Origin of the sequence: Fibrobacter sp. UWB11 (assembly GCF_900143015.1) — a bacterium.
Taxonomy (GTDB): Bacteria; Fibrobacterota; Fibrobacteria; order Fibrobacterales; family Fibrobacteraceae; genus Fibrobacter.
The window spans coordinates 1,863,019-1,889,767 of record NZ_FSRT01000001.1; the positions used below are offsets into that span (position 1 = coordinate 1,863,019).

General features: G+C 46.4%; 27 protein-coding genes. 13 read left to right on the forward strand and 14 right to left on the reverse strand.

The annotated features are described in order from the left end of the window. Positions 1 to 59 precede the first annotated feature (59 nt). The gene (locus BUQ91_RS07740; protein ID WP_074208769.1) at positions 60 to 587 is read right to left on the reverse strand and encodes a hypothetical protein; all 528 of its coding nucleotides are present in this window, start codon (positions 585 to 587) and stop codon (positions 60 to 62) included. Between the two features lie 123 nt (positions 588 to 710). On the opposite strand from BUQ91_RS07740, the gene nspC reads away from it, so the two are divergent. Both nspC and tsaE read left to right on the forward strand, forming a co-directional pair. Beyond that, positions 711 to 1,838, forward strand: a complete 1,128-nt coding sequence (gene nspC / locus BUQ91_RS07745) for a carboxynorspermidine decarboxylase (protein ID WP_074208770.1) — start codon at positions 711 to 713, stop codon at positions 1,836 to 1,838. 106 nt (positions 1,839 to 1,944) lie between these two features. Continuing rightward, positions 1,945 to 2,361, forward strand: coding sequence for a tRNA (adenosine(37)-N6)-threonylcarbamoyltransferase complex ATPase subunit type 1 TsaE (gene tsaE, locus BUQ91_RS07750; RefSeq protein ID WP_074208771.1), 417 nt, complete (start codon positions 1,945 to 1,947; stop codon positions 2,359 to 2,361). A 90-nt stretch (positions 2,362 to 2,451) separates the two neighbouring features. On the opposite strand, the gene BUQ91_RS07755 is transcribed toward tsaE, so the two are convergent. The 3 genes from BUQ91_RS07755 to BUQ91_RS07765 are packed head-to-tail and all read right to left on the reverse strand — an operon-like array spanning position 2,452 to position 4,801. Beyond that, on the reverse strand, positions 2,452 to 3,141 hold the full coding sequence (locus BUQ91_RS07755; RefSeq protein WP_074208772.1) for a hypothetical protein: 690 nt from the start codon (positions 3,139 to 3,141) through the stop codon (positions 2,452 to 2,454). Between the two features lie 9 nt (positions 3,142 to 3,150). Beyond that, complete coding sequence (locus tag BUQ91_RS07760) at positions 3,151 to 3,597, reverse strand: SufE family protein (RefSeq protein ID WP_072827180.1); 447 nt, start codon at positions 3,595 to 3,597, stop codon at positions 3,151 to 3,153. 7 nt (positions 3,598 to 3,604) lie between these two features. Beyond that, positions 3,605 to 4,801 (reverse strand): NAD(P)/FAD-dependent oxidoreductase, encoded by a 1,197-nt coding sequence (locus tag BUQ91_RS07765; RefSeq protein ID WP_072826947.1) that lies wholly within the window; start codon positions 4,799 to 4,801, stop codon positions 3,605 to 3,607. A 122-nt stretch (positions 4,802 to 4,923) separates the two neighbouring features. Between BUQ91_RS07765 and BUQ91_RS07770 the strand changes: the two genes are divergently transcribed. Continuing rightward, positions 4,924 to 6,237, forward strand: coding sequence for a pentapeptide repeat-containing protein (locus BUQ91_RS07770; protein WP_072826946.1), 1,314 nt, complete (start codon positions 4,924 to 4,926; stop codon positions 6,235 to 6,237). A 77-nt stretch (positions 6,238 to 6,314) separates the two neighbouring features. On the opposite strand, the gene radA is transcribed toward BUQ91_RS07770, so the two are convergent. Further along, positions 6,315 to 7,703, reverse strand: coding sequence for a DNA repair protein RadA (gene radA, locus BUQ91_RS07775; protein WP_074208957.1), 1,389 nt, complete (start codon positions 7,701 to 7,703; stop codon positions 6,315 to 6,317). A gap of 491 nt (positions 7,704 to 8,194) precedes the next feature. Between radA and BUQ91_RS07780 the strand changes: the two genes are divergently transcribed. Beyond that, complete coding sequence (locus BUQ91_RS07780) at positions 8,195 to 8,974, forward strand: hypothetical protein (RefSeq protein WP_074208773.1); 780 nt, start codon at positions 8,195 to 8,197, stop codon at positions 8,972 to 8,974. A 292-nt stretch (positions 8,975 to 9,266) separates the two neighbouring features. Here BUQ91_RS07780 and BUQ91_RS07785 read toward each other — a convergent pair whose 3' ends face one another. Continuing rightward, entirely contained in the window at positions 9,267 to 12,827 is a 3,561-nt protein-coding gene (locus tag BUQ91_RS07785; RefSeq protein WP_254794267.1) for an EAL domain-containing protein, read from the reverse strand. Between the two features lie 241 nt (positions 12,828 to 13,068). Next, positions 13,069 to 13,806 carry an SDR family NAD(P)-dependent oxidoreductase gene (locus BUQ91_RS07790; RefSeq protein ID WP_074208774.1) on the reverse strand — a complete coding sequence of 246 codons (738 nt, stop codon included), beginning with the start codon at positions 13,804 to 13,806 and terminating at the stop codon, positions 13,069 to 13,071. A 188-nt stretch (positions 13,807 to 13,994) separates the two neighbouring features. Between BUQ91_RS07790 and BUQ91_RS07795 the strand changes: the two genes are divergently transcribed. The 5 genes from BUQ91_RS07795 to argC all read left to right on the forward strand — a co-directional run bounded on the left by BUQ91_RS07795 (position 13,995) and on the right by argC (position 17,813). Further along, positions 13,995 to 14,360, forward strand: coding sequence for a helix-turn-helix domain-containing protein (locus tag BUQ91_RS07795; RefSeq protein ID WP_074208958.1), 366 nt, complete (start codon positions 13,995 to 13,997; stop codon positions 14,358 to 14,360). A gap of 40 nt (positions 14,361 to 14,400) precedes the next feature. Then, positions 14,401 to 15,474 (forward strand): dual-specificity RNA methyltransferase RlmN, encoded by a 1,074-nt coding sequence (rlmN, locus tag BUQ91_RS07800; RefSeq protein WP_072826943.1) that lies wholly within the window; start codon positions 14,401 to 14,403, stop codon positions 15,472 to 15,474. Beyond that, positions 15,468 to 16,088, forward strand: a complete 621-nt coding sequence (locus BUQ91_RS07805; protein WP_074208775.1) for a methyltransferase — start codon at positions 15,468 to 15,470, stop codon at positions 16,086 to 16,088. Before rlmN ends, BUQ91_RS07805 begins: the two co-directional genes overlap by 7 nt. Before the next feature lie 149 nt (positions 16,089 to 16,237). Further along, the gene (locus tag BUQ91_RS07810) at positions 16,238 to 16,735 is read left to right on the forward strand and encodes a YchJ family protein (protein WP_072826941.1); all 498 of its coding nucleotides are present in this window, start codon (positions 16,238 to 16,240) and stop codon (positions 16,733 to 16,735) included. Between the two features lie 112 nt (positions 16,736 to 16,847). Continuing rightward, the gene (argC, locus tag BUQ91_RS07815) at positions 16,848 to 17,813 is read left to right on the forward strand and encodes an N-acetyl-gamma-glutamyl-phosphate reductase (RefSeq protein ID WP_072826940.1); all 966 of its coding nucleotides are present in this window, start codon (positions 16,848 to 16,850) and stop codon (positions 17,811 to 17,813) included. Positions 17,814 to 17,894: 81 nt separating this feature from the next. On the opposite strand, the gene BUQ91_RS07820 is transcribed toward argC, so the two are convergent. Both BUQ91_RS07820 and BUQ91_RS07825 read right to left on the reverse strand, forming a co-directional pair. Next, a complete protein-coding gene (locus BUQ91_RS07820; protein WP_074208776.1) occupies positions 17,895 to 18,446 on the reverse strand; it encodes a GNAT family N-acetyltransferase in 552 nt (183 codons plus the stop codon). After that, a complete protein-coding gene (locus BUQ91_RS07825) occupies positions 18,428 to 18,646 on the reverse strand; it encodes a hypothetical protein (RefSeq protein WP_074208777.1) in 219 nt (72 codons plus the stop codon). The genes BUQ91_RS07820 and BUQ91_RS07825 overlap by 19 nt, the downstream gene beginning before the upstream one ends. A gap of 299 nt (positions 18,647 to 18,945) precedes the next feature. Here BUQ91_RS07825 and obgE point away from each other — a divergent pair, with 299 nt between their 5' ends. From obgE to BUQ91_RS07845, 4 genes are read left to right on the forward strand one after another with little or no spacing between them, the layout of a single operon-like run. Continuing rightward, entirely contained in the window at positions 18,946 to 19,947 is a 1,002-nt protein-coding gene (gene obgE, locus BUQ91_RS07830) for a GTPase ObgE (protein WP_012820189.1), read from the forward strand. Between the two features lie 32 nt (positions 19,948 to 19,979). Then, positions 19,980 to 20,333 carry an HU family DNA-binding protein gene (locus BUQ91_RS07835; protein ID WP_072826937.1) on the forward strand — a complete coding sequence of 118 codons (354 nt, stop codon included), beginning with the start codon at positions 19,980 to 19,982 and terminating at the stop codon, positions 20,331 to 20,333. After that, entirely contained in the window at positions 20,314 to 20,784 is a 471-nt protein-coding gene (smpB, locus tag BUQ91_RS07840; RefSeq protein ID WP_072826936.1) for an SsrA-binding protein SmpB, read from the forward strand. The genes BUQ91_RS07835 and smpB overlap by 20 nt, the downstream gene beginning before the upstream one ends. A 59-nt stretch (positions 20,785 to 20,843) precedes the next feature. Beyond that, positions 20,844 to 21,932, forward strand: a complete 1,089-nt coding sequence (locus BUQ91_RS07845) for an N-acetylmuramoyl-L-alanine amidase (protein ID WP_074208778.1) — start codon at positions 20,844 to 20,846, stop codon at positions 21,930 to 21,932. Here the strand turns inward: BUQ91_RS07845 and BUQ91_RS07850 are convergent. From BUQ91_RS07850 to BUQ91_RS07870, 5 genes are all read right to left on the reverse strand, one after another. Next, positions 21,908 to 22,714 (reverse strand): hypothetical protein, encoded by an 807-nt coding sequence (locus BUQ91_RS07850; RefSeq protein WP_072827177.1) that lies wholly within the window; start codon positions 22,712 to 22,714, stop codon positions 21,908 to 21,910. The genes BUQ91_RS07845 and BUQ91_RS07850 overlap by 25 nt on opposite strands. 103 nt (positions 22,715 to 22,817) lie before the next feature. Then, entirely contained in the window at positions 22,818 to 23,807 is a 990-nt protein-coding gene (locus BUQ91_RS07855) for a hypothetical protein (protein WP_254842284.1), read from the reverse strand. 199 nt (positions 23,808 to 24,006) lie between these two features. After that, complete coding sequence (locus BUQ91_RS07860; protein WP_074208780.1) at positions 24,007 to 25,047, reverse strand: hypothetical protein; 1,041 nt, start codon at positions 25,045 to 25,047, stop codon at positions 24,007 to 24,009. Between the two features lie 172 nt (positions 25,048 to 25,219). Continuing rightward, the gene (locus tag BUQ91_RS07865; RefSeq protein ID WP_072826933.1) at positions 25,220 to 25,963 is read right to left on the reverse strand and encodes a YebC/PmpR family DNA-binding transcriptional regulator; all 744 of its coding nucleotides are present in this window, start codon (positions 25,961 to 25,963) and stop codon (positions 25,220 to 25,222) included. 42 nt (positions 25,964 to 26,005) lie between these two features. Then, a complete protein-coding gene (locus BUQ91_RS07870; RefSeq protein ID WP_074208781.1) occupies positions 26,006 to 26,728 on the reverse strand; it encodes a hypothetical protein in 723 nt (240 codons plus the stop codon). Between the last annotated feature and the right edge of the window lie 21 nt (positions 26,729 to 26,749).

Here is a 26,749-nt window from a genome sequence, read left to right on the forward strand (position 1 = left end):
CGCAAAACAAGCCTCCAATTATTCGAACATAACCATAGAAAATTTTGAGAGTTTCAACTTTATTCCTTTAAAACTTTTCTAATGATATAGATTGAATTTTGTACAAGAGAATAGAAAAAGGCAAAAACACACCCAAACTCTAACGCAACATAAAAATCATAAGAACCGCCCCATTGCGGAAAGTATCTTTTCCCTATATAAATCAATATAAAAATCATAACCGCCACAGGCATAATAATCCAACTTTTTTCATTTAATCTATTCAGCCTTTTACAAAAAGCAATCGGAATTAAAATCAATGACATGATCACTAAGGGCAAAGCAACATAAACAGATGCAGTCTTAATATCAACACTCGCTACAATAGCAGAAACAAACAATGAAGAAGCCAAAAGTAAAACTAGATGAATTAATTTTTTAAAAAAAAATGGTCGCAATGAAAAAATGGCAACCGTAGCAAACAATAGGTAACCACTTACGATATTATGGTCTACTTTAAACGGAATAAAATCATAGGGCAAGTTCACTAAACTACATGTCAAATAGACATTATAAAGAAGCAAATAAAACCACAAAGCGACATTCATTCAACGCCCTCAAAATTAAAGTTCATTATTATCAATCATACAAAAAAATAACCACATCATTTAGCATAGCTCAAATAATAAAAAACAAATCAGAATATCAATGAAATTTCTATCTTTCTTGCCATGCTCGACTATTCTCAAGTTCCAAGTCCCTGTTTCGTACTTGACGAAACGCGTCTCCGCCGCAACATGGAAATCCTCGACGATATCCAGAAAAAGACCGGTGTTAAAATCATCTGCGCCCTCAAGGGTTACAGCTTCTGGCGTTCCTTCCCGCTCATCGGCGAATACCTCGCCGGCGCCACCGCCTCTAGCCTCAACGAAGCCCGCCTCGCACGCGAAGAGATGAACAAGGAAGTCCACGTCTTTGCACCCGTCTACGAAGACGACGAAATCGACGCCATCCTCGATGCAGCGGACCACATCACGTTCAACAGCTTTTCGCAGTGGCAGCGTTTCAAGGATAAGACGCTTGCCCACGGCGTCAGTGCCGGCATCCGCGTGAACCCGGAATTTTCGACAGTAGAAACCGACATTTACAACCCTTGCGGTAAATATTCCCGCCTCGGCGTGACCGAAAAAGAATTCAAGCCCGAACTCCTCGACGGCATTGACGGTCTCCACTTCCATGCACTTTGCGAACAAGACGCTGACGCTCTCGAAGGCGTTCTCGCCGCATTTGAAAAGCATTTCGGCAAGTATCTCCCGCAAATGAAGTGGGTGAACTTCGGCGGTGGCCACCACATCACCCGCAAGGACTACCACCGCGACGAACTCGTGCGCATTCTCAAGGATTTCTCCGCACGTTACCCGCACTTGCAGGTCATCATGGAACCGGGCGAAGCCATCGGCTGGCAGACCGGAGAACTCGTCGCAAGCGTTGGCGACATCGTCCACAACGAAATGGACATCGCCATACTCAACGTTTCCATCAGCGCCCACATGCCGGACTGCCTCGAAATGCCGTATCGTCCGAGCATCATCGGCGCCGCATTCCCTGGCGAAAAGGCTCACACGTACAAGCTCACGGGCAATTCCTGCCTCGCAGGCGACCAGCTCGGGGACTTCTCTTTCGACGAACCGCTCAAGGTCGGTGACCACATTATCTTCGAAGACATGATCCACTACACCATGGTCAAGACCACGTTCTTCAACGGCGTACGTCATCCGAGCATCGGCAAGTTCGACGAAAACGGCAAGTTCCACCTGCTGCACAAATTCACGTACGAGCAGTTTAAAGAGAAACTATAAGGTTTTAGGCAATAGGCTTTAGGAATTAGGTTATAATAATCGCGCCATAGGCGCCTAATTAACCTAAAACCTACAACCTAATACCTATTCCCTCCCATTTACTATCATGCATTTTTCATCCGAAGACGACACATACAACTGGGCGCTTGAATTTGCCAAGGAACTCAAGGTCGGCGACAAGGTCGCCCTCTACGGGAACCTCGGTGCAGGCAAGACCGTCATCAGCCGCGGCATCTGCAAAGGTCTCGGCTTCGAAGGCACAGTCTGCTCCCCGACCTACACCATCCTCCACGAATACCCGAACAACCCGCCCATTTTCCACTTCGACCTGTACCGTCTCGAAGGCGGTGCAGACCTTTATGAAGTCGGCATGGACCCGGACTACCTCGAAAGCGGCATCAGCCTCATCGAATGGCCCGAGCGCCTAGAAGAAAACGACGCAGGCATCACCCACGTCGTTAAAATCCAAATCGTTTCCGAGACCGAACGCGAAATTACAGTTGAAAAGGTTTCTAGGGATTAGGCTTTAGGTCTTAGGATTTATAATCGCGGCTTCGCCGCCAAATTTAATACCTAATTTCCCTAACCCCTATAACCTACAACCTATTACCTATTAAGCCTTCTTGCGCTTACCCTTACGAGCAAGTTTCTTGTTTGCTTTTTCAATAGAATCAGCAACAGCCTTCGCACGGAGTTCAGCAGCCACCTGAGCCAAGGAATCAGCAATTGCTTTTTCCCTTGCAATCGAATCTGCACGAGCAGCGGCCGCAGCAACACAAGCCTTGACGGCATCACTATTGACAATCTTTTCCCAGTCCTTGCGATCTCCCTGGCTTAAGAGCATCGGACCCTTGTACGCATTCACAACGTTGTATGCAGCAACGGTATCACGGGCTGCCATGGCGCCCATAGCATCAGCATAGACGTCTTTCTGCTGGTTGCGCAAGTCTTCAATAGAGCCCAAGCGATTCTGGCGGAGAATTTCCATGGAATCGCTAACAAAGCTCAAATCCCATGTTTCGTTATAGCAAACTTCGGCATCCGCGTACTTCGAAGGATTCGATTCTGCAGCGACATACAAAGCGTCGCACGTGGCAAATACTTCTGCGCTTTTCTGCTTTGTATACTGGTACCAGTAATACACGCCCACGATTAGGCCGGCAAGCACCAGCAAGAACACACCGTCCTGCCAGCCCATAATCGGCGCCTGCGGAAGCTTCGGTCTCCCGTTAACGGTTTCACCAGCTTCCAATTTTTCTTCAGCCTCGTCAAACGGGCTCTTTCCATTCAAAAAACTAAACATAGATTAGTCCTATTTTTTTGAAATTGCGTCAAAGACGCGTGCATATAAATAAATCTGTTTCATCAGGCTTGCAAATCCGTTCGAGCGTGTAGGTGAAAGCCCTACATTCAAACCAATCTGCTGGAAAAATGTCGGATCCACCGAAAGAATATCAGCCGGAGTCATGTCATTGAAAATCTGCAATGCAAGCGCACCGAGACCACGGCTAATGAGCGGATTCGTCGTACCGCCTTCGACATCCATTTCAAAATGAATCTTTCCATTTTCAAATTTCGGCACAAGATACATCGTCGAGGCACAGCCCTGGATAATGAACTTTTCCGCCTTAAGCGAAGCATCCATGCCCTTGTGCTCGCGAGCCAAATCCAAGAGGAATTTCCACTTGTCATCGGGGTCGCTAAACGAGGCGAACTTGGCCCTAATTTTTTCTTGACGATCAACAATACTTTCTGACATACTCATACTAATGCAAAAAAGAACGCATTTTCCAAATTACAGACGGGCAAGACCACAGCACAGCAAAGAAAATCCGGAGCAACGTCTGCTTTTCGCGCGGGAGTTTCGACAAGCGTTCCGCCGCCTTGTCAAACTGTTCATCCTTGATTTTGGCAAGCCCGGGCTTTGCCCTTGCAATCTGCAAATGAGACTTGCCCAAAGAGGCCATCCAGCGGTCAAGGACAGAAGCTTCGATGCGAACTCGGGCATCATCATCAGAGGCATTCAGCCACTCATAAACAGCTTCCGCCGTAATCTTTCCGCTCAAAAGAGCCTCGACAATCCCCGAACGGCTCATCGGGTTTACGCAACTTGCAGCATCCCCCGCCTTAAAGAGTCCGCACTTTGCAAGCGGTTTATTGGACTGCCCGCAAGCAATCATGCCACCATAAATAGCCTTGATACTTGCTCCAGGATAATGGGTATCAATAAAATGTTTGAGTTTTTCACGCAAAGGCATATCGGGCTTTGCATCTTTCGCAAGAACAAAACCAATATTCACTTCCTTGCCATCACGCGGGAAAATCCAACCGTAACCACCCGGGAATTCACTTCCGTAAAACAGGTCGATATGGTCACGCTTGTGCTCAATACCCTCGGCCACAGCAAAAATACCCGGTTCCAAATCGGTATCGCCCGATTCAATCCCTTCTAGGCACGGGATTCCTCGAGTGAGGCGGCAGCCCGGCCCAGTTGCATCAATGACCGTTTTTGCAGAAATTTCAAAGAATTCTTCGCCCACCTGGACATTCAAATTCCAGCCATTTTCGCTACGCGAAATACTTTTGACAAGAGCGTCAAAGCGACATTCCACCCCCGCTTCAACGCAGGCATCGGCAATCGCATGATGGAATTTGGATCGATCGAGCAAGCGACCGCAATCTTTACTGTAAAATTCAGCCTTGTAACCCTTGGGCGATGTAAAGTAAATACCGGAGATACTTCCACGCACCCAGGACTCGTCAATCGGCCACAATTCGTTCAAACGATGGGTAGATACAGCTTCGGCGCAAAAAATGGGCTCTTTCCAAGGTTCTTTTTTGTCCAAAAGAAGAATTCGTCCGCCACAGCCTGTCAATTTTCCTAGCTGGTAAGCCGCCATAAGACCGGCCGGACCTGCACCGCAAATCACCGCATTGTAAGAATTTGAACGAAAAGTTGTCATTTCAACGTAAAATTAGTATTTATTTGGTCACTTTTTATTTTTCATTGGTAGTTTTGCAATTTTTTTAGTTATTTTAGGGCTATCCGTTATTTGATTTACTTTTTCATAAAGGGAATTTGACTATGAATATGAAGAACGTCTATAAATTTGGTCTCTGCCTCCTTAGTGCTCTTGCGCTCAACGTCTCTGCGCAAGACTTCAGAGGCAAGGACCTGAATACATCCTTCCGCGATAAGAAGATTACCAACTACCAGTTCCAGAAGTCCAGAGCCGTCAAGGGCGTTACCGACTTCCAGCGCTGCAACGGTGAATCCCCGGACTTCGAAGAAGCAAACCTTCCCGAAGTTTCGTTCCGCAATGCCGTGATCAGCAAGGCGAACTTCGAAAACGCCAACCTCAAGGGCGCAACGATTAGCGGTGCCGACATCCGTTCGACATCCTTCGAAGGTGCAAACCTCGAAGGCGCAAACCTCTATCGTGCAACTCTTCTTGACAGTAAATTCCCGAAGGCCAACCTCAAGAACGCTCGTATGGACGCCATGAAGGTTTCTGACGAATGCGACTTCAGCAAGGCTGACCTCACCCAGGCTTCTGCAACCGACATGGACCTTACCCGTGCCGACTTCAGCAAGGCAAACCTCACCAACACGAACTTCTCCCGTTCCTTGATGGCTAACAGCGACCTCCGCAAGACCACCATGGAAAAGACGGACTTCACGGCTTGCAACCTCATCGCTGCAAACTTCAAGGGCGTCAAGCTCAACAACGTGAACTTCGCCAAGGCCGGTCTTTCTCAGGCTGAATTCGGCGGTGCAACGTTCAACAACGTGAACCTCCAGGAAGCAGACCTTTCCTTGACCACCTTCAATGACGTGGACCTCTCCAGAACGCAGCTCCAGAAGGCCAAGTTCGCCCAGTCCAAGGTCAAGAACATGAAGTTCAACAACCAGGACTTGAACGGCGTTATCTTCGACAAGGGCGATGTTTCCAAGAGCTCCTTCGACAAGACTAAGCTCAACAAGGCTTCCTTCTTCGATGCCAACGTGAGCAAGAACGTGTTCAACTACGCAGAACTCATGAAGGCCGTGTTCGATGGGGCCTACGTCTTCAAGGACATCTTCGACAACGCCGACCTCACCAAGGCAGTCTTCGCCAACTCCACCATCGAACGCTCCGCATTCAACAATGCTCAGCTCTCCGGTGCAAACTTCTCTGGTGCAAAGCTCATCAAGGTTACCTTCCTCAATGCTAAGATGGAAGGTGTCAAGATCGACGCAGACACCAAGATGGAAGACGTGGACTTCTCCGGTGCAGACTTGACCGGTGCAAAGATTGAAAAGTTCACCGCCAAGAAGGTGTTCTACAACGAAAGAACCAAGTTCCCGGCCGGTTTTGACCCGCGCGCTTACGGTTTCAAGAGACCGGGCGAAAAATAAGGCCAATTGAATAACGGAAATTTAGGACGCTCAATCGAGCGTCCTTTTTTTGTTTTGTATTGGGCGCCGAAGGCGCCTTACTTTTTATCCATGAGCCAGTTAATCGCGTCGGCAAGCGAATGGACACGAACCACCTTCATTGAGCCCACATTCTCAGAAAGTTTGCAACTTGCAGGCACCACCGCTTCGGCCATACCTAAGCGATGAGCTTCTTTTAGCCTTTGGTCCAAAAGACTTACTCCACGCACCTCGCCCGACAGTCCCAGTTCGCCAATAGCAATCGTCTGCCTAGATATCGGGATGTTCAAATGATTACTCGCCACGGCAAGCGCAAGCGCCAAGTCTGACGAAGCATCGTTCACCTTCATACCACCAGCGATACTAGCAAACACATCCGAAGCACCTATCGTAACCCCTCCGAACTTTTCCAAAAGCGCAAGAATAATCGTAAGGCGTTTCGGGTCAATCCCAGCCGCCACACGCTGCGGTACTGCAAAATTCGTCTGGTTTACAAGAGCCTGAGTCTCGAACAGAAGTGCACGGGAGCCTTCCATCGTACAGCAGACGGCACTTCCCGGCGTAGGTGGCACGCCTTCCTGCAAAAAGACCTTGCTCGGATTCAGTACGGGGTTCAGCCCATGACTTGTCATCTCAAAAACACCGATTTCATCGGTCGCGCCAAAGCGATTCTTGATGGTGCGCAATAGCCTGTACTGATGATTTCGGTCGCCCTCGAAATACACAACAGTATCGACCATGTGTTCCAAAATCCTCGGACCGGCAATCTGCCCGTCCTTCGTCACATGTCCAATCAATATCGTAATGCAACCGGAGTTTTTCGCAAAGACCATCAAGTCTAGCGTGCACTCGCGCAGCTGCGTTGCGCATCCGGGCGTACCCGCAAGGTCACTTTTATAGACCGTCTGGATGGAATCTATCACAAGCACCAGAGGCTTTACCTCTTTAGCCTGTTCCAAAATTTTTTCGAGATTCGTTTCGCAAAGGAGCATCATGTCGCTCCCCGAAACGTTCAGACGCTCGCTGCGAAGCTTCACCTGACACGCGCTCTCTTCGCCGCTCACATATAGCGCTTTGACACCCGCCGCATTCATCGTCGCAAGAGTCGTAAGCACAAGCGTTGATTTACCAATTCCCGGATCACCACCAATCAACACAAGGCTCCCCGGCGCAAAACCGCCCCCAAGCACTCGATCAAATTCTAAATTTGCAGTACTCAAGCGGCGTGTATCTTCCGTTGCCACATCCTTCAGCAGAACCACTTTATGCACTGGGCCACCGAGCCCACGACCTGCACGCCCCGCCTCAACAACTTTTTCAACTACATGTTCCTTAAGGGAACTCCACGCTCCACAAAACGGGCACTTACCGGCCCACTTCGGAGTCGTATTGCCACATTCCGTACAGAGATACTCAATTTCTTTCTTAGACTTATTTAGTGCTACCATGAGCACCAATATAATAAAAACAGCATGTCAAAAGGTGACATTTTCAAAATATTGCACAAAAAAGCAGTAAATTTATGGCTATGTAGAACTTTAATGTTGAAGCACCGCCTGATGTTTAAAATTTTAAACAAAAAGGACTTTAAAAGGGCTTTGGGTGATTCAACAGGATTCAATGACACTTAAAAGCACGGTTCTTGTCAACATTCCATTAACAACAAAAAAGTTCTACTTATCCAAGATTTTCTTAAAAGCATGTTGGAATTATAACAAATCGTGGATGTTCAACGACTTAAAAATATTTTAATACAGGTGAAATAAAGAGAAAAAAAGTTTACAGAGCGTGGGATGCGCGTCCTAGGGCGGATGTCTAGGTAAAATGGGTGAAAAAGTCTCTAAATCCCCCGTATTCTTTTTTTATTACAAATCGAAAATCGATGCTTTTTTGTAAAAGAAAAGTTTATATTGCGCTTTTGTAAAGGAGGTTTTGTTGTATGGGTACGCATCGTCGTATTTTATCCATTTTTGCAGTCATTTTTGCTGCTTCAATCCCATTTTCGTTTATCGCCTGTAGCGATTCCAATTCAACGTCCGCGTTTGGTGAAAATCCGCAGGCTTATTCTGAACCTGCGCTGGAATCATCTTCGTCATTGGCACCTGAATCGTCGTCAACAATTCCAGAGTCTTCTTCAGTTGCTCAATCCTCGTCTTCATCGATTATTGCTCAATCCTCGTCGTCAGTTAAGAACGTGCAACTTGTGAATGACAAAGAATGCACTGCCGAAAACGAGGGCGTTGTAGAAACCGAATGGAAGCGCCTCTTTAATGGCGGACCTACAATGGTAATCCCTGTTTATCCTAGCTATTATAGATGTGAAAATGGTTCTTGGAATCCGAAAGAAGCGTCTGTTACTTGCGATACTACAGGTGTGACAGTTGATGCTATTTGCGGTAAAGTAGGAAGGCCGCAGGAAAGCCCGGAGACCGGAGATGTCTTGTTCTTCATCTATGAAGGTGATGGAAATTGGAAAAGGCTGTACGTAAATGAAGAAGCTCCGAAAAAATGTACTGCAGACAATGCTGGCTCCGTCGAAGAATTTACTTTTGGAAATGAACAAAGTAATGTTAAGTTACACTATGAATGTGATTATGATGAGTATTTAGTTCCTCCTGGTCGGTGGAGCTATCTTAGCAAAGAAGAATATGAAGAAATGAAGCGCTCATCATCGTCTTCTTCGTCGTTTGCGAATTCGCTATCGTTTGAACCGTCGTAAGAGCCGGATTTGCTCTCGGTGGTTGCAGATGGGTTGGAATCGTCAGAAATCCATTCGTCATCATCGGAATTTTGAGCGAAAGCACTCGTGGAGAGCGCTAAAACCATGGACGCGAGAAGGCAAGATTTTGGCTATGTAGAACTTTAATGTTGAAGCACCGCCTGATGTTTAAAATTTTAAACAAAAAGGACTTTAAAAGGGCTTTTGGTGATTCGACAGGATTCAATGGCTCTTAAAAGCACGGTTCTTGCCAACATTCCATTAACAACAAAAAAGTTCTACTTATCCAAATTTATTTTTCTACTTTTTTACTCGTCTCAACATTTTCGTTTTGAAGTTTCAATATGATATCTCCAGAATCCGGGTCCATTATCATATCAAAACTTGACCGTATGGTAAACAGGATATTGTCTATATCATAAGTCACATCCAACGGCGGGACAATACACTTATTCATGAAATCCAGAATCAACTTTTCACGAGTGTAGTCCGATGCTTTGAGAGTGTTATCTTTCAGCATAAGAGTACTCAAGAAACTATAATGGGTCTCATAAGTATATTTACCCTCTAATTCCTTGGGGATATACGAAATTCCGTCCATCCGGATTACCGGTGAATTTTTCGTCAAGTTCCAGAACAAGAATCCCTTATAGCCTGGTTCATACGATTTTGTATGTGTCGCTTCACCAGAAGCCATAAATTCGTTAAAAGCATCCCTGCGGGTAAAATAGCTCTTCATCGCCATGTCATCTTCCGAAATGAATGCGGAGAAGACGCTTCCATACGGCGTATCTTTAAAGACTTTTCCAACATGGTAAATGCGCTTGACTCGGCCTTTAGCCGTTTTGGCACGATAAGTCACCTGCTTTGTTGCAGTGCTGCCGCTGCGCACCTGCTCTTTGAGTTCCCTATCCGTCTTTGCATAATCTTCGGGAAGAATCGTATTTTTAAAATCGACACCGATAAACTCGCGAAATTCATCGACGCTATCGCACTCAAAAATATCAAGTACGCGGGCATTCACATAAAGAATATCCGCATTTGATGCATCAAAAACAATGATGCCACCAGGGACATATTCCATGTAATTCAGCGCCACCTGATGGAGAAATTCTGCATTCTTGATTGAACCATCAATTTTGGCCTTAATCAATCCCTGGTCTTTGATAGGCGTGTGGATAAACTGGTAGGCACCCAAGCGGATACTTTCCTTTGCGAGTTCCATATTATCCGTCATGATGATAAAAGGAATCTGGAGATCGCGCCGATCACATTGGAATTTTTGAATAATCTTGAACCCGTCAATTTTAGGGAGGTCTGCATCAATCAATACAAGCGATATGCGGTTACCATATTCAAGCAAAATGTTCAGAACCTGTTCGCCATCTTCGGCAAGCAGCAAGTTATAATCTTTTCTCAATACGCTTTCGAGGAACGCCCTATTTTGCGGATTGACATCGGCAAGCAATATCGTCTTTGTCTCAGTCGGGAGAGAAGCCTTCGAATCTACTACAGAGCTATCAAAAGCACTGACATGTGTATTGCGCAAAGACATGTCATAAATATGACTACCATTAATATCGGCAATCAGGCTTCCGCTCAAAAAGACATACGTGCCATGAGCGGCGTACGTCATTTCTTTTGGTGCTTTATAAGCAGCCTTTTCCGCCTCATGAAGCGTGTAATAAGCAGGATCTTTAGGATCGTTGATTGAATTTTCAACATCTTCGATATTGGCAAAACCAATACTCAGAACTTGTTCTTCAAGTTGCTTATTTACAAAGAGGAACTTAAACAAACCATTTTTATATTCCAGAATACCCTTAGGAGAATCCACCAGGTAATCAAGGCGCCCCAATTTCGAATAAACAACACGTATATCACTGTCCTCGATAAGCATCCCGATGGATTTCATGTGCTCCATGGTATCTTTCAAAGGTTGCGGTTTTCCGTAATAGTAACCCTGAACCTTTTCGCAACCAATGCCCTTCAAGAAATCCATTTGTTCCTTAGTTTCTACACCTTCGGCCAAAGTCTTTAACCCAAGATTTTTCGCCATGCGGACGGTCGAACGGATTATCGTACGGGAAGCATCGTTAAAATTCGAGAGAAACGCCATGTCAATCTTGAGTTCATCGAACTTGTAATCCTTGAGGGTATTTAACGATGAATAACCACTTCCGAAATCGTCCATCCAAACTTCGTAACCCACCAGACGGAATCTTTGAATTTCGCTCTGGACATAAGAATCCGAAGCCATGATACTTTCTGTAATTTCGACTCGAATATACTCGCGTTCAATGTTATACTTCTGAAGAGCTTTTTCGACAACATCAAAAATATCGCAACCGATAAAGTCCAGACGCGAAAGGTTAAACGACACAGGAACCACAGGATGCCCCTGGTCAAGTTCCTCGCGCATTTCCTTACACACAAGCTCTACAATATGGCTATCGAGTTTATGGATTTGGCGAGATTCTTCGAGAGCTCCGATAAATACGGCCGGATTCAAAAAACCATATTGCGGGTCTATCCAACGGGCAAGCGCTTCCATGCCACAAAACGTTTCCGTAATTGTACGGACAACCGGTTGGTAGTAAACCTTGATATACCCCTTCGCAATAGCTTCGTCAATATGATTTACAACGTAGTTCTGGAGCAAAAGAGCTTTGCGCAAATCATCATCGTAATAGCGGATAAAGGTGTCGCCATTTTTCTTTTGTTCATGGCAAGCGAGTTTAGCCTTTTCACTTGTATCGAGGATTGCATCAAATTCGTCAATCTTGCAAATACCTACATAAAGGTCCATCGATATTTTCGAGATAAACCCCTTAACATTTCTACGGATTTCATTGAGTTTATCTTCTACATTACGGACATCTGCAATGACTGCAAAATGATCATTGGAAAAACGCCAAATCAAATTTTTCGGGAACTGTTTTTTAAGAGACGCCGCAAAATTGATCAGGAACTCGTTTCCCATATTGAAACCGTTTGCGCTATTGTACAGTTTCATCCCGACAATATCAAAAAAGATAATGGCAGGCTCACCGCCAGCATTCCTGATTTTATCTGCAAAGTTTTCACCGCACACGCGGCTATATTCCATATTCGGAAGGCCTGTCAGAGAATCGAAATAGCGGTCGGCATGTTCACTGACTCGCAATAAAACGGAATTCTTACCGTGCCAGCGCATCAAAGTTGCGCTTAAAATCAAGTCTTTGCCCGTGCGGGGATTTTGAACAATAGCTTCGCCCTTTTCGAGAATATCATCCACGGTAATCAGGCTCGACTCGCCGGCATTGAAGAAATACTCTTCAAACAAAATCCCGGAATCAAAAGCCTTTACCGGTTTCAAAATTCGTTCCACGGATGCGCTGACCATGTAAATTTCGTGAGTCTTGGCATCGAGAATAACATAGGGATTAACTTTATCTGTATTCAGATATTCAACAAGGCTATCATCAAAAATTAATCGATTTCCGCGGTTTGATTCTAGCGCTGCAGTCACGTCATCGTAAACAACGACTACATAATCATTTCCATCGTCGAATTGATCGTGGTACCCTACCGCATGGAGCGTGCGGAATTCTTCTTTACCATACAATTTTTGACGATAAACAACATCGTAATGGCAATTTTTCGCTTTTGCAAACTCTTTTGCCTTAGTCGCAACAAGCACGACATCTTCACGATGGACATCCCTGTACATGTCCGTATCAAGTAAAGAAATCAGATTTTCACGAGTGCAACCTGGAGGAAGCCAGCGAACAAGACCTTCTGAGACTAAAACCGTTTTAATGTATCCATCAACAAATTGATAGACAGCTATAGGGATCTCAGATTTTTCCAATACATCTCGCACCGACATAACCACACGCCTCCGTTAGCACGGGGGTGGATGCAAAATCCAACAACAATAATTCCGCTATCCACTCTCGAAACGACTCCATATACCACTCCCCCCCCCCAAAAAACGAAAATAACCTCTAATAATTAAAATAGTTTAAAATCCGCTGATTTGCAAGTTTTTTATCATATTTCCGTAATAAAATTAGAGGTTAGTGTGATTATGCGCAAAGCGATAAACAATCCTAAGCAGAAACCTTACGCCCCGCTTCGACAGCATCGGCAATGGCAAGCCCCGTAAATTCTTGAGCACTAAACCACCGACCACTCTTTTTGTCATCGAGAAGGACGCTCACAAGGGCTCCCGGGATAACTGTTTCCGGTGCATTCGGCGCATTCGGGCCACCGAGATCCGTACGGAGCCACCCCGGATCCATCACGTTCATCATCACGTCGGTTCCATTGAGTTTGCAGGCGAAATCCTTCACGAACTTGGTGAGGGCGGCCTTCGCGCAAGCATAACCGGCAAGTTCAGGCTCGTTGGCGATACCGCTCGTAGTGAGCTGCATGCGACCAAAGCCGCGCTTGATCATTCCCGGCAAAAAATGGTAGGCGATTTTAATCGGAGCAAAGAAATTTACCGCCATAGCCTGACGGAAGTCGTCCATCGTATTGGTCGTGTAGTCCGAAAAATAGTGGCTCATAAGGCCAGCATTGTTAAAAACAAAATCGATTTGCACGCCCAGGGCATCAATTTCTGCAAGAGCTGCATCAATTTCGGCTTCATTTTCGAGATTGCAACCCACAGCCTTCACCTGGACTCCATACGGAGCAAGTTCCGCAATTACCTTTTCGGCATGGCTTTTATCGCGCCCCTGCAAAATGAGATTTGCACCGAGTTTTGCCATTTCTATGGCAATAAGGCGACCGACACCGCGGCAACCACCCGTAATAAGACACCATTTCCCTTTCACGTCAATCATTCGTACTCCTTTGCGCCATGCGCAGAAAATTGGATATAATTCATTGCTTTTTCGAAAAATAAACAATAATCTCGACACCAAAACTCAAAAAAAGTCCATTCATGTACACATTTGTAAATGTATTTTTAGTCATTTTGACAACTATCGCATGCACTATTTTTTTTAAAGTTTTCATAAACTTGGTCTCGATGTACTACGAGACACTCCTACTACATGAAGCAATAAGGCTCCTTCTAATTTCGATCAGGCAATCGCGGCAACATACACAGCAGTCGCTATCCATCGAATCCGGGATATCCAGACAATTCATATCCCAAATGGAATGCGGGAAACGAGTACCTTCTCTCGACACCCTATCCCAGCTATCCATAGCCCTGAAAACAAACATCAGTTCACTCATGGTGGAGCTAGACCGCATTTACCAGCACCTATTCCGGCAAAGACAGGCCAAACAAATCGAGAAAATTGAGGAATTTTCTGCACAGAGCGCCGCTGAGCCCCGCAACCTAGGCCTACAATACATTCGCAACGCCAAAGGATTCCATCAGCCCTAGCCCTTAACAAAAAACTTAAAATTTTCTATCTTTGCGTCTGATGGAATGGCCGCGCAATATAAAAACTTTGACAACCGACGAGCTCAAAGCTTGGCTTCGGGATGTAGACGAAAAGCCCTATCGCGCTGATCAAATTCAAAAATGGCTATTCTGCCAGCAGGTGCGTTCTTACGACGACATGGGGAATATCTCCCCCACCCTCCGCGAAAAAATGGCAAAACAGTTCACGCTTTGCGGTCTCAAGGAAGACCAGCGTTCTGTTTCTGTCGATGGAACGGTAAAATGGCTGTTCCAGACCGAGGACGGTCACCACATCGAGACCGTGATGATTCCAGCAAATGGTCGCTATTCCGTTTGCGTATCGACTCAGGTTGGCTGCGCCATGAACTGCGCATTCTGCCGTACCGCCAAGATGGGATTCACCCGTAACCTCGAAGCAGGCGAAATCCTCGAAGAAATCATCAATGTGAACTGGTACCTGAAGGACAACGGCTTCATGAACGAAGAAGGCGGAGTCGCACAGGTGACAAATATCATTTTCATGGGCATGGGCGAACCGCTCAACAACCTTGAAAACGTTCACCGCGTCTGCTGCACCCTGCACAATCAGAAACTTTTCAACATGGGCGCAAAGCGCATGACCGTGAGCACTTCGGGAGTTGTCCCGAAAATCAAGGAGCTCGTGGACCGCAATACGCCCTGCTGCCTCGCCGTAAGCCTCAACAGCACGAACAACGAATACCGTTCGTCCGTGATGCCGGTGAACAAGACGTGGCCTATCGAAAAACTTTTGGAAGCGGTAGATGAATACATCCGCCGCACCGATAACTACGTGACGTTCGAGTTCGTGCTCATCCAAAACATCACCTGCACTCCCAAGGCCGCCAAGGAACTCATCCGTATTTGCGCCCCTCGCCGAGTGAAAGTGAATGCAATCGTGCTGAACGATGGCGATGACCCGACACTCCACGCCCCCACCCCCGAAGAGGTGGAAGACTTTCTCGCCGCTGTGCGAGCTGCTGAAATTCAAATCACGATCCGCAATCCGCGCGGTAGGGATATCCTTGCCGCATGTGGACAATTAGCGTACAAAAAGGAAGGTAAAGAATGTTAACGCAAAACCTCCCGGAATTCTGGGACAATCTTTATGCCGAAGGCAAGGACTACTGGAATTTCAAGAAGGCGACCCCGGCCCTGCTCGAATTTTTCAAGCACCCCTCCTGCCCTGCAGAGGGTTCCGTGCTGATTCCCGGTGCCGGATTCGGATACGATGCCGAGGCTTGGGCTTTGCGTGGACATGATGTTTTGGCTGTAGATTTTGCACCGACCGCTGTCGATGAACTGGACCATCTGAGCCGCAAACACAAGAATCTGCGCTCGCTCGACCTTGACTTGTTCACGCTTTCACCGAAGGACGCCAAGCGTGGCGGCCAGCTGTTCGACATCATTTACGATTACGGCACATTCTCGGCAATCCATCCGGGCCGCCGCGATGAATTCTTCGAAGTCTGCTACAAGATGATGAAGGATGACGGCATATTCATTTGCCTCATGTACCCGCTCATGAACGGCAAGACCATGCAGGGCCCTCCGCACTGCATGAGCGAAGGCGAACTCATGGCTCGTCTGGACGGCGTGTTCGACATTGTTGAACGCGTGAAGCCGACGAACAGCATTCCGGGCCGCGAAGGCAAGGAAGAATTCTGGCTCATGAAGAAGTGTCTGTAATTATCACGCAGCTATTTTAGTTGTCACCCCGGCCTCTGTGTCGGGGTTTTCTTTTTATAGACTTTGGGCTTGTAAAAAATGAACGGAGCACTCCACACGCGCCCCAATTTTTTGTATTTTTGCACCAGTTTTAAACAAGGATTTTTACTATGGCAAACGATTTATGTCCCTGCGGTTCTGGCAAAGCATACTGCGACTGCTGCGAACCAATCATTAAGAAGACAGCTCTCGCCCCGTCCCCCGAAGCATTGATGCGCTCTCGCTATACCGCTTACGCAAAGCACGAAATCGCATGGCTCAAGGACTCCCTCGAAGCAACGCAGCGCGACGACTTTGACGAACCGAGCGTAGAAGCTTGGAGCCGTCAGTCCGAATGGCTCGGCATCGAAATCAAGCAGACCAAGACCGAAGAAGAAAAGAACATCGGCTGGGTCGAATTTGTCGCTCGCTTCAAGCAGGGCAACATCACCCGCAACCACCACGAACTTGGCGAATTCCACAAGGTCGGCGGTGCATGGTTCTTCTATGACGGTCGTGCCGTGAAGCAGGAAACCATCCGTCACGAAGGTCCGGTTGTTGGCCGTAACGACCCGTGCCCGTGCGGTTCTGGCAAGAAATACAAGAAGTGCTGCGGCGCGGATAAGTAGGAAGTTAAGAGTTCTGAGTTACTAGTTACTAGAATTTCTAGTAGCTGTAATCTATAAACTAATAACTTAATAATCCTAGTAACTATCAACTATTAACTAGTAACTAAATCAAATGTTCAAGATATTTGTAGATGGCGAAGCAGGAACAACCGGCCTGCAAATTTACGAACGCTTAGCCAAGCGTAACGATCTCGAAATTCTCAAGATCAATCCGGAACTCCGCAAGGACGTGAACGAACGCCAGAAGATGATCAACGCTTCTGACGTGACCTTCCTCTGCCTCCCGGATGCCGCCTCCATGGAAAGCGCCGCCCTCTGCACGAATCCGGACACACGCATCATCGACGCCTCCACGGCTCACCGCGTGAACCCGGCTTGGACATACGGTATGCCGGAACTTTCGACCGCCCAGCGCGAAGCGATTTCCAAGAGCAAGCGCATTGCAAACCCCGGTTGCCATGCCTCGGGCTTTATCCTCGGTGTGCACCCGCTCATTGCATCGGGAATCCTCCCGAAGAGCGCAAACCTCGCCGCTTACAGCATCACCGGTTACTCCGGTGGTGGCAAGAAGCTCATTGCCGAATACGAAGCCGAAGAAAACTTAAGCCACAAGGCCGGTGAATCCAAGGCAATCATGGCTCCCGCCCCGTACGCGCTTGCGCTCGCCCACAAGCACCTCCCTGAAATGAAGAAGTACTGCGAACTTGAAAATGTTCCGTTCTTCAACCCGGTGCTTGGCCCATACTACAAGGGTATGGCCGTGACGGTCGCTATCTTCCCGAACATGCTCACGAAGAAGGTCGGTCCGCAGGACTTGACCGAAATCCTCGCCAAGCATTACGAAGGTTCGAAGTTCGTGAAGGTCTTGCCGTACGAAGCAGCTCCGGTGCTGTTCAACGGCCGCTTGGACCCGACTGTCTGTAACGATACGAACAACGCCCGCATCCAGGTATTCGGCAACGAGAACATGATGCAGGTGACAACGATTATCGACAACCTCGGCAAGGGTGCTAGCGGCGCTGCTATTCAAAACATGAATATCGCGCTCGGCCTCGATGAAACGATTGGTTTGGTCTAATCCGCAATCGTCATCAATCAAATTTCACAAAAGCGCCAAAACTCTATGAGTTTTGGCGTTTTTTGTTTTTGGAGGTGAAATTTATGCAACCAAATCCATAAGGTCAAAGTACATCAACCTTGTATGCGGATCGTCATCTTCAGAATTCATAAACCGAAAGCCATTCTTTTCATAAAAAGGAACAGCGTTCAAATACGCATCCACCGTCAAAAATCTACAACCAGTCTTGTTGTCAATAACAAACATAGACTTAATGTAATTGAGGATTGTTGTCCCAATTCGCTGTTTCTTAGCCGACACATCAACACCCAAACGGCATAACTTGACCGCAGGATAGCTTTTTAAACGTTTTTCATTTGGAAAACCGTTCTTTTTTCGGAATCGATTGAATTCTGTTTTATCCCTGAAATTATCCAACGCAACTCTGTCATTTGCAAGGCTGCAATAAGCCAGCATTTTACCAGTATCTGCATCGGCATAAGCATAACTCACAGAGAGTAAATGTTTTTGAAATGCAGACGCTCGATTCAGAATGAAATCATCCAAATCGTGATCGCCACAATTAAAGTTTCTGACAGAATCTGATTGATCTAAACGAATAAATCTGTATCTTTTTATACCTTCTTGAACCACGGATCAATACCTCCATTAGCTTCTTCTCGGGCACGCTTTTCAGCCATACCACGTTCGTAAGCCTTTTTCATAAACTCGTAATCGCGCAAACGCTGGGCACGAGCTTCTGGAGTTTCCGGTCGACGAATTTTCATGTTTTCAAGAAAACGACGAGCATCCTCGCCATAAAGAATCGGAGTTTCACGAATCGGTCTAGCCATAGCATTGTCCTTTATTTTTCATATAAGTAACGCATATAATAACTATGGAGAATCACTAGACAGGTGAAACCCGGCAACACACTACTAAGGTGTGTTCCTATAATATAAAATGATGAAATTTCAAAAACAAGGGGTCGTTCGTCAAGCGATTTATTTTGTCAACAACCGTTTGCAAGAATCAAAAGATTTTACAAAAGATAAAGTGAGCCCGAGGCTCCACCAAAGGAGATTGCCCATCAAGTAGGGAATGACAAGCCCTCCCCTCTTCCACAAATCGCAAAAATTTCTAAATTTGGGCTATGTTCTTAGACGAAAAAAATATTGAAGTTCGCTCCGGCAGAGGCGGTGACGGCATCTGCAGTTTCCATCGTGAAAAGTTTGTACCCCTCGGCGGTCCCGATGGCGGTGATGGCGGTCGTGGCGGTCACGTGATTTTGCAGGTGAACGAGCAGTACACCACGCTTCTCGACATGGGCAACACGCACATTTACAAGGCAAAGAGCGGTCAGCCCGGTGGCGCAAAGCGCTGCTCCGGCGCATCTGCCGAAGATTTGATTATTAGCGTTCCGCGTGGCACAATCGTCAAGGACGAACAGGGCCACATCCTCACGGACTTGACCGAACCGGGCCAGAAGTGGATTGCGGCTCGCGGCGGCAAGGGCGGCATGGGCAACCAGCATTTCGCAACCCCGAAGGTGCAGGCTCCACGCAAGTGCACTCCGGGTGAAAAGGGCGAAGTCCGCCAACTGTTCCTCGAACTCAAGCTCATGGCAGACGTGGGTCTCGTGGGCTTCCCGAACGCAGGCAAGTCGAGCCTCGTGAACAAGATTTCTAGCGGTCGCCCCAAAGTTGGCGACTATCCGTTTACAACGCTTGAACCGGTGCTCGGTATCGTCCAGGTGAACGGCCACAGCTTTGTGGTTGCCGATATTCCGGGTCTCTTGGAAGGCGCAAGCGAAGGCAAGGGCCTTGGCCACCAGTTCCTCAAGCACATCGAACGTACGCACACGTTGCTCTTTGTGATTGACGGCTTTGCCGAAAACGCCTACGAACAGTTCAAGGTTCTCAAGGAAGAGCTCAAGGCATTCCACCCGAAGCTTGCCGAAAAGAACTTTGTCGTAGCGCTCAACAAGAGCGACCTCGGCATCGAAAACGCTATCAAGGAATTCAAGAAGCACCGCCAGAAAGTGGTCATCACATCGGCAGTGACAGGCGAAGGTTGCGCCGAATTGCAGCAAGCCTTGGATGCTGCAGTGCCCCATATGCACAAAAAAAGCATCGGTTGGAGCAAAAAAGCGTAACAGTTGCTTAAAATTATTGTAAATTCTTTAATATGAAGGCGACTCAGTCCAACATAACTAAGAAGGAACTCGTTGATGAAATCGCTTCCCAGACCGGTTTTACGCAAGTAAAAACCAAAGTCATCGTGGAAGAACTCATCAACGCGATTTCTAATTCCGTTATCGAAGGAAGCAATATTGAATTGCGTGGATTCGGTCGCTTCAAAAATAAACAGCGCAAGGAACGCCGCACCCGGAACCCCAAGACTGGCGAGCTGGTCAATATCCCCGCCCAAACGCGTCCGGTTTTCGAACCTAGCAAGGATTTAATCGAAAAAATCAATAAGCTTCCTTTCGACTTAGAAGAAGAGGCTTTTGTTCCTAAAGATGGCAAAGAAAGAATCTAGTACGCCCGTTATCCAGAACAGAAAGGCAAATCACCTTTACTTTGTGGATGAAACTTTTGAAGTAGGAATCATGCTTATCGGGTCGGAAGTCAAATCTATCCGCGATGGCAAATGCACACTGGGCGAAGCATGGATCGATATCGACGAGAACAAGGACGAACTTTGGCTTGTCGGTGCACACATTGACGAATACCTTTTCGCGAATCGTTTCAACCATTTCCCTGCACGCAGAAGAAAGCTCCTCGCCCACACGCACGAAATCCAGAAGATGCGTAAGGCAAAGGAATTGAAAGGTTGTACCATCATTCCGCTGAAAATGTACTTTAAGAACCGTATTGCAAAACTCGAAGTAGGAATATGCCGAGGCAAGGATCAACACGACAAGCGACAGGACATTCTAGTCCGCGACGCCAAAATGGAAATGGCTCGCGCTGCAAAAGCCCATCGCTAATTATTGCTTTGCTACTGTTCGCATGTAGCCTCACCCTAGCGGCATCAGCCAGGGTCGATGTGGAGTCGATTGCTCGCGAAGTCAAGGGGTCGTTCCGCTGGTATCCCGTACAAAAAACTTTTTCGATTGTTTCCGCCAAGGATACGATCAAGTTTGCCGTTGGCATTCCGTACATGACTCGCAATGGTCGTACGACAGAACTTTCGCAAGCACCGCAACTTGAAAATGGACATATCTGGATTGCAGAAAACGATGCAAAAAAGATTTCCAATAAAGTCGCGGCAGTCCCTGTCACAAAGACCGAGACCGCACAAGCCAAAGCAAATGAAACTGCGCCGGCGAAGCCTGTTACAAAGCTCGCCGAACAGAAACCTGCACAGCCAGTCGTTGTCAAACCGAAGGCTCCCAAACAAGAAATTGCAGGCAGCCGCGAAGTTCGCACCATCGTAATTGACCCCGGACACGGAGGCAAAGACCCAGGCGCTTCGGGCAAGAAGTCCCAAGAAAAAGATATCGTTCTTGCCGTCGCAAAGCTTTTGCGCAAGAACCTTGCAGACGAAGGCTTCAACGTGAAGCTCACCCGCAGCAAGGATGTTTTCATTGAACTGCGCCAACGAGCAAACTTGGCGAACCAATGGGATGGCGACCTTTTCATCAGCCTGCACTGCAATGCCATCGATGCAACCGAAGAACGTAAAAAGATAATCCAAGGTTACCAGTTCTACGTACTGCGCGCCCCGGAAAGCGAAGAAGACAAGGCTATAGCCCGTCGTGAAAACGCAGTCGCCACGCTCTACGGCGAAAAAAATGCCAAGGACGAACTTTCACCGTTGGAATGGTTCAAGCTCGAAGCTCGCCTCGAACAGTACAAACAAACTAGTTACCTATTCACGGAAAAATTGCTAGACAGTTTCGATGGCGGGAAAATCAAGAAGATGAACACAGGCGTCGGCGGTGCCGGATTTATGGTTCTCGTCGGTGCCATGATGCCTGCAGTGCTCATTGAACTTGGCTTTATCAGCAACGAAGAAGACGAAGCCTACATGATGACCAAGGCTGGCCAGCAAGACCTCGCCGACCGCATTGCAGAAGCTGTGAGCAAGTACAAAGACGCAGTCCACAGCTACCGAGAAACGCTGGGACGATAAATCCGTTCTTTTTCAACGCGGATGCCGAAAGCGGCATTCCCTTTAGCAGTTTTTCCGTTGACTAAATACGGTTTTGCAACTGGCTTAACTTTATTCCTATTACGAACTGGTTTTACAATAGGTGAAGGCGGCAAAACACCTTTTCCAACAGGCAATTCGCCGCTATATGACGGAATTTTGCTAAACGTGGGCGTTCCGTCATCTTGGAAAATACATTGGTGAACATAATAAGCCGGGAATCCTTGCTTTGTCACCCTATAATTCCAATCATACACCGTATCGTACACAGTTATATATTGGCACAACGCGTAATACGAAGAGTCCTTTTTATACACAAAATAATTCGTATCATTCGCCGTACTATTTTTTAATGAGTGCTTATATGATTCCGTCAAGGAATGCCAACTACCGTCCCGTTCCTCATAAAAAGCCAAAGAATCATTCAAATCGAGAGTAGTCCCTTCTTTTAAAGCATCCTTTGAATTGACACTCCAAAAATTTTGGTCATATTCAAAAAAGGCGACGTTTTTCATTGTAAAATTACAAGCCCCATATAAAATGCCACAAACGCAAGCAGCATCCCACTGCCAAACACTATAGCCTTTGCCATTTTCAAAAACAACGCTGTCTTTAGAAAATCCCCAAACAGGATTATCAATATAATCCGAGGAACTCAAATTCACTATAAAAGACTGTTCCCATTCTTTTGCTTGAGCCGTACCAAGTCCCATCACAAAAGCAACAGCCAGTCCAGACAAGAATAAACTTTTTATGTTTCTCATTCCCATTTTCTCCTTTTTTAACAATATACAATTTGCTCAAATAAATTCATACGCGAGATGTTTTATTTTACAAATTGAATTTCCAGGAACATGAAACAAAATTTTATTCAGCCTTTTTTAATTCTTTCTCAATAAGCTCAAGGCATTCCGCAAGAATCGCATCGTATTTTTCCTGATAGATTTCAGTCGTTGCAGGAGCGCCGTCCGCACAAGTTTTTGTTTTGGCGATATAGCCATCAAACCAGTAACCAGAATACATTCTCAACCGAGAATCATTCCCTTCCCCACTATCTTCAGTATAGGGAGCTAAGCGTCCTTTCAACGTTTTGTTTTCACGATCCAAAAGACTCCCTAAATATTTTTGTTCGGCTTCGGGTCTTGCAATATTTTGTATGAACTTTTCAGAAACAATCTCATACAATTTTTTCTGCACATCAGCAAGGACATCCGTAAATAAGGCAAAATCTCCCTGCGGGCAATTTTTTACAATAACATCTGGCGCGACGCCATGAGCCTCATCATATTCTTTTTGGCTCGTATAGAATTTTTTCCCATCTAATTTAACATCGCTATAAGAGCTGTCATTAGAACATTTCATGTCCACAAACATACGCATTGGGCAGCCCCCATAAGAGATGCCATAAAGCGGTTCTTCCCGAAACAAGTCCTTAACAGCACCGCAAGACTGGAGAGCACTTTCCCATCTTGAGATAATTTTTTCGGACAACGTTGTATCCGAACCCAAATACTTTTTATAATCATCACAAGAAATATCTTTTGTACTACTGCAAGCCGTCATTCCCATATAAGAATTAGCATAACAAGTCACAGAGGGATCTCTAGCCAAAACATAGCTCGCAGCACTAGATGAGCTTCTAGCTATTGAAGAACTACTCAAAGAAGGCGTTTCGCTAGATGAGCTCATCTCTGACACTGTAGACGAGGAACTAGGAGGTGGCGGAGCATCAGACGAACTTGATTCAGAAACAATCGCAGAACTCGATTCAGGCGCTACGGCAGAACTTGAAGATTCATCGCCCAAACCTCCCCTATTCGCATCCGCCGATGAATCTGGATTTGCCGCCTGAGCCATGGGGAACTGCGGATTTGATTCCGAGCAACTCGCCCAAAAAAACGATGCAACAGTCAAGCAACTCAAGCGCCAAAATTTTCGAATATTCATAAGATTCTCCTTTTTTCTTCAACATATAATTTATCAAAATCGATTTTTCAAAAGACATTCAAAACAAACAAAAAACGTTGACATTCCGTCAATATCGCACAGCAACAATCTATTCTTCAGCGCTAGCAGCCTTGACTTCATTTTCGATAATTTCAATACACTCGGCAAGAATTGCATCGTATTTTTGCTGGTAGCGTTCCGTTATTACAGGCGTGCCGTCTTCGCAAGTTTTGGTTTTGGCAATATAACCATTGAACCAATTTTTCGAGGCTTGTTTCATTTTGTAGCCATACCCACTATCTTCATAATAATCAAACAAATAAGGATATAAAAACCCCTTCAAAGCTTTTTTCTCTTGGTCCAAAAGTCTTTCCAAATATGCCTTGCCTTTTTCAGTCAAAGATGAATTTTCTTCAAGTTGCTTAGACAACTTTTCATACAAAGTTGTCTGTACGTCCGCAAGAACATCAACAAACAAAGCATACTCTCCTTGCGGACACGATTCTGTTAAATTCTCTGGAACAATTCCTTGAATTTCATTGTATTCTTGAATGCTTGTATAAACTTTTTTATTTTCATCGGTCACATAGTGAGCGTAAGTGTCGCCATTTGAACACCACATTTTGGAAAACAACTTAGTAGAGCAACAAGGACTACAGCCATAAACCGCCGGAGACATTTCAGAGATACCTTCACACGATTCCAATTCTTCTTCCCAAGAAGACAGAAGTTTTTCGGAAACCGATTGTTTTTTCTCTAAAATAGTTTTCAGTTCATCACAAGAATATTCTTTTGCACAAATAGAAACTTGTTGCCTTACTTTTTCACAACTCACAGAAGGGTCTCTCGCTAATACATACTCAGCAGAACTTGAACTGCTAATTGGACTATGACTAGACGAGCTTTCAACGCCCGACGAACTCGATGCGGATTCAGAAGAAGAACTTTGCGGTGGCGAATCGGAAGAGCTTGATTCAGGCGCTACTGCAGAACTTGATAATTCGCTAGAGCTACTTTCATTTGCATCAGACGATGAATCAGGATTTGCTGATGGCGACATCGGAAATTGCGGATTTGAATCCGAACAACTCGCCCAGAAAAGCGAAGCAACAGTCAAACAAGTCAAACGCCAAAATTTACGAATATTCATAAGATTCTCCTTTTCCCTTAATATACAAACAAGCTATCGCAAAACAAAGCGTTTCTAAAGGAGCTTTCAAAATCTCCGTTGACGTTAAGTCAATAAAAAAACCGACTGCTTTTTAGCAATCGGCTTTTGAGATTCCCGCCTTCGCGAGAATGACAAGCACATATCTCTCGTCTTACTCAGCGTCCATGTCAGCTTCGTCGATTTCGGCGTTGTGATAGACTTCCTGAACGTCGTCGTGATCTTCGAACTTGTCGATGAGCTTGAGGAGCTTCACAGCGTCATCGTGACCGAGTTTAACCGGATCATTCGGAACGTAGCTGAGTTCAGCGCTCATCATTTCGATGCCAGCAGCTTCGAGAGCCTTGGAAACAGCATCGAAAGCTTCCGGAGAAGTGGAGATTTCATGAACGCCATCTTCCGTGCTCATGTCTTCTGCACCAGCTTCGAGAACGAGGTCCATAATCTGATCTTCCGGATACTTTTCAGCATCAACGACAATCACGCCCTTGTAGGTGAATGCCCAAGAAACGGAACCAGATTCGCCCATGGAGCCGTTGTTCTTGTTGAAGATGTTACGGATTTCAGCAACCGTACGAACCTTGTTGTCGGTCATGCACTGCACCATGATAGCAATGCCTGCCGGGCCGCGTCCTTCGTACAACGGTTCCGTCATTTCGGTACCAGAGTTAGCACCCGTACCCTTGGCGATTGCACTTTCGATGTTCTTAGTCGGCAAGCTCTGGCTCTTGGACTTGAGGATTGCAGCACGGAGACGCGGGTTAGCGTCAGGGTTGCCGCCGCCGAGCTTTGCAGCGATGGAGATTTCCTTAATAAGCTTGTTCCAAGCCTTGGCGCGAGCAACGTCGGTTTTGGCTTTCTTGCGTTTGGTGGTGGCCCATTTGGAGTGACCTGACATAATTTACCTCTAGGTGGTTTTTGATAAAAATTTAAAAAAGTTCTACTTCTTGTTCATTTTGCAGAGGCGTTTCTGCTTTGCGCTAAGTTTGCGGCTAGAGCAATCCAACGAGCTATCTTGCTTTTTGGACTTGATTTTCACCTTTTCGCTCTGCATCCTAGCTCTACGTTCAGACTCTTCGCGAGCCTTACGTTCTGCTTCGAGAGCCTTCGCCTCTTTGCGCTTCTGCTGCATATCGACAAGCTTTGTCTTGTCTATAGGAACAGCGGACGCCCTTGTAATTTCACGTTCGTACTTACCGCTCCAGATTCTACCGAGAAGCGAGCCAGACTGGAGAGCATCATCCAAAATGCTCTGTGCCCAGCTGTCGTTTGCAGGCGGCAAAAGTTTGAACGACAAGTTACGAATTCTAGTCGGTTCTTCGTCGTAATAAAGCATCATATCGAAGAAGCCCACGTTGTATTCTTCGCCATCGGAACCGGCAGCAATCTTGTCCGGAATGTAGGCAAGCACAGCGTAAAGAGCTCTATCGAAAAGAGCCGTTATAAGGACATCAGAATCTCCACCGGGGGCCTGGACTTCACCTTCCGCAAGGAATGCCCAAGGAGCCACATCGACTCTGAGCCTGAACTTGTGGAAGCCGTGTTCAGCCTTCTTGAGCTTGATCAAAGCACCAGAGAAAGCCTGGAATCCCGGCTTAAGAGAGCCTTCCTGCGCGAACACGAATGCACACGCAAGGAAGATGACCGTTAGAATTTTTTTCATTTCCCTAATCCAATTCGCTTA

What these genes read in the sequence shown, in the direction of transcription:
- BUQ91_RS07740 (WP_074208769.1), bottom strand. Translation starts at nt 587, where the DNA reads ATGAATGTCGCTTTGTGGTTTTATTTGCTTCTTTATAATGTCTATTTG.
- nspC (WP_074208770.1), top strand. Translation starts at nt 711, where the DNA reads ATGCTCGACTATTCTCAAGTTCCAAGTCCCTGTTTCGTACTTGACGAA.
- tsaE (WP_074208771.1), top strand. Translation starts at nt 1,945, where the DNA reads ATGCATTTTTCATCCGAAGACGACACATACAACTGGGCGCTTGAATTT.
- BUQ91_RS07755 (WP_074208772.1), bottom strand. Translation starts at nt 3,141, where the DNA reads ATGTTTAGTTTTTTGAATGGAAAGAGCCCGTTTGACGAGGCTGAAGAA.
- BUQ91_RS07760 (WP_072827180.1), bottom strand. Translation starts at nt 3,597, where the DNA reads ATGTCAGAAAGTATTGTTGATCGTCAAGAAAAAATTAGGGCCAAGTTC.
- BUQ91_RS07765 (WP_072826947.1), bottom strand. Translation starts at nt 4,801, where the DNA reads ATGACAACTTTTCGTTCAAATTCTTACAATGCGGTGATTTGCGGTGCA.
- BUQ91_RS07770 (WP_072826946.1), top strand. Translation starts at nt 4,924, where the DNA reads ATGAATATGAAGAACGTCTATAAATTTGGTCTCTGCCTCCTTAGTGCT.
- radA (WP_074208957.1), bottom strand. Translation starts at nt 7,703, where the DNA reads ATGGTAGCACTAAATAAGTCTAAGAAAGAAATTGAGTATCTCTGTACG.
- BUQ91_RS07780 (WP_074208773.1), top strand. Translation starts at nt 8,195, where the DNA reads ATGGGTACGCATCGTCGTATTTTATCCATTTTTGCAGTCATTTTTGCT.
- BUQ91_RS07790 (WP_074208774.1), bottom strand. Translation starts at nt 13,806, where the DNA reads ATGATTGACGTGAAAGGGAAATGGTGTCTTATTACGGGTGGTTGCCGC.
- BUQ91_RS07795 (WP_074208958.1), top strand. Translation starts at nt 13,995, where the DNA reads ATGTACTACGAGACACTCCTACTACATGAAGCAATAAGGCTCCTTCTA.
- rlmN (WP_072826943.1), top strand. Translation starts at nt 14,401, where the DNA reads ATGGAATGGCCGCGCAATATAAAAACTTTGACAACCGACGAGCTCAAA.
- BUQ91_RS07805 (WP_074208775.1), top strand. Translation starts at nt 15,468, where the DNA reads ATGTTAACGCAAAACCTCCCGGAATTCTGGGACAATCTTTATGCCGAA.
- BUQ91_RS07810 (WP_072826941.1), top strand. Translation starts at nt 16,238, where the DNA reads ATGGCAAACGATTTATGTCCCTGCGGTTCTGGCAAAGCATACTGCGAC.
- argC (WP_072826940.1), top strand. Translation starts at nt 16,848, where the DNA reads ATGTTCAAGATATTTGTAGATGGCGAAGCAGGAACAACCGGCCTGCAA.
- BUQ91_RS07825 (WP_074208777.1), bottom strand. Translation starts at nt 18,646, where the DNA reads ATGGCTAGACCGATTCGTGAAACTCCGATTCTTTATGGCGAGGATGCT.
- obgE (WP_012820189.1), top strand. Translation starts at nt 18,946, where the DNA reads ATGTTCTTAGACGAAAAAAATATTGAAGTTCGCTCCGGCAGAGGCGGT.
- BUQ91_RS07835 (WP_072826937.1), top strand. Translation starts at nt 19,980, where the DNA reads ATGAAGGCGACTCAGTCCAACATAACTAAGAAGGAACTCGTTGATGAA.
- smpB (WP_072826936.1), top strand. Translation starts at nt 20,314, where the DNA reads ATGGCAAAGAAAGAATCTAGTACGCCCGTTATCCAGAACAGAAAGGCA.
- BUQ91_RS07850 (WP_072827177.1), bottom strand. Translation starts at nt 22,714, where the DNA reads ATGAGAAACATAAAAAGTTTATTCTTGTCTGGACTGGCTGTTGCTTTT.
- BUQ91_RS07855 (WP_254842284.1), bottom strand. Translation starts at nt 23,807, where the DNA reads ATGGCTCAGGCGGCAAATCCAGATTCATCGGCGGATGCGAATAGGGGA.
- BUQ91_RS07860 (WP_074208780.1), bottom strand. Translation starts at nt 25,047, where the DNA reads ATGAATATTCGTAAATTTTGGCGTTTGACTTGTTTGACTGTTGCTTCG.
- BUQ91_RS07865 (WP_072826933.1), bottom strand. Translation starts at nt 25,963, where the DNA reads ATGTCAGGTCACTCCAAATGGGCCACCACCAAACGCAAGAAAGCCAAA.
- BUQ91_RS07870 (WP_074208781.1), bottom strand. Translation starts at nt 26,728, where the DNA reads ATGAAAAAAATTCTAACGGTCATCTTCCTTGCGTGTGCATTCGTGTTC.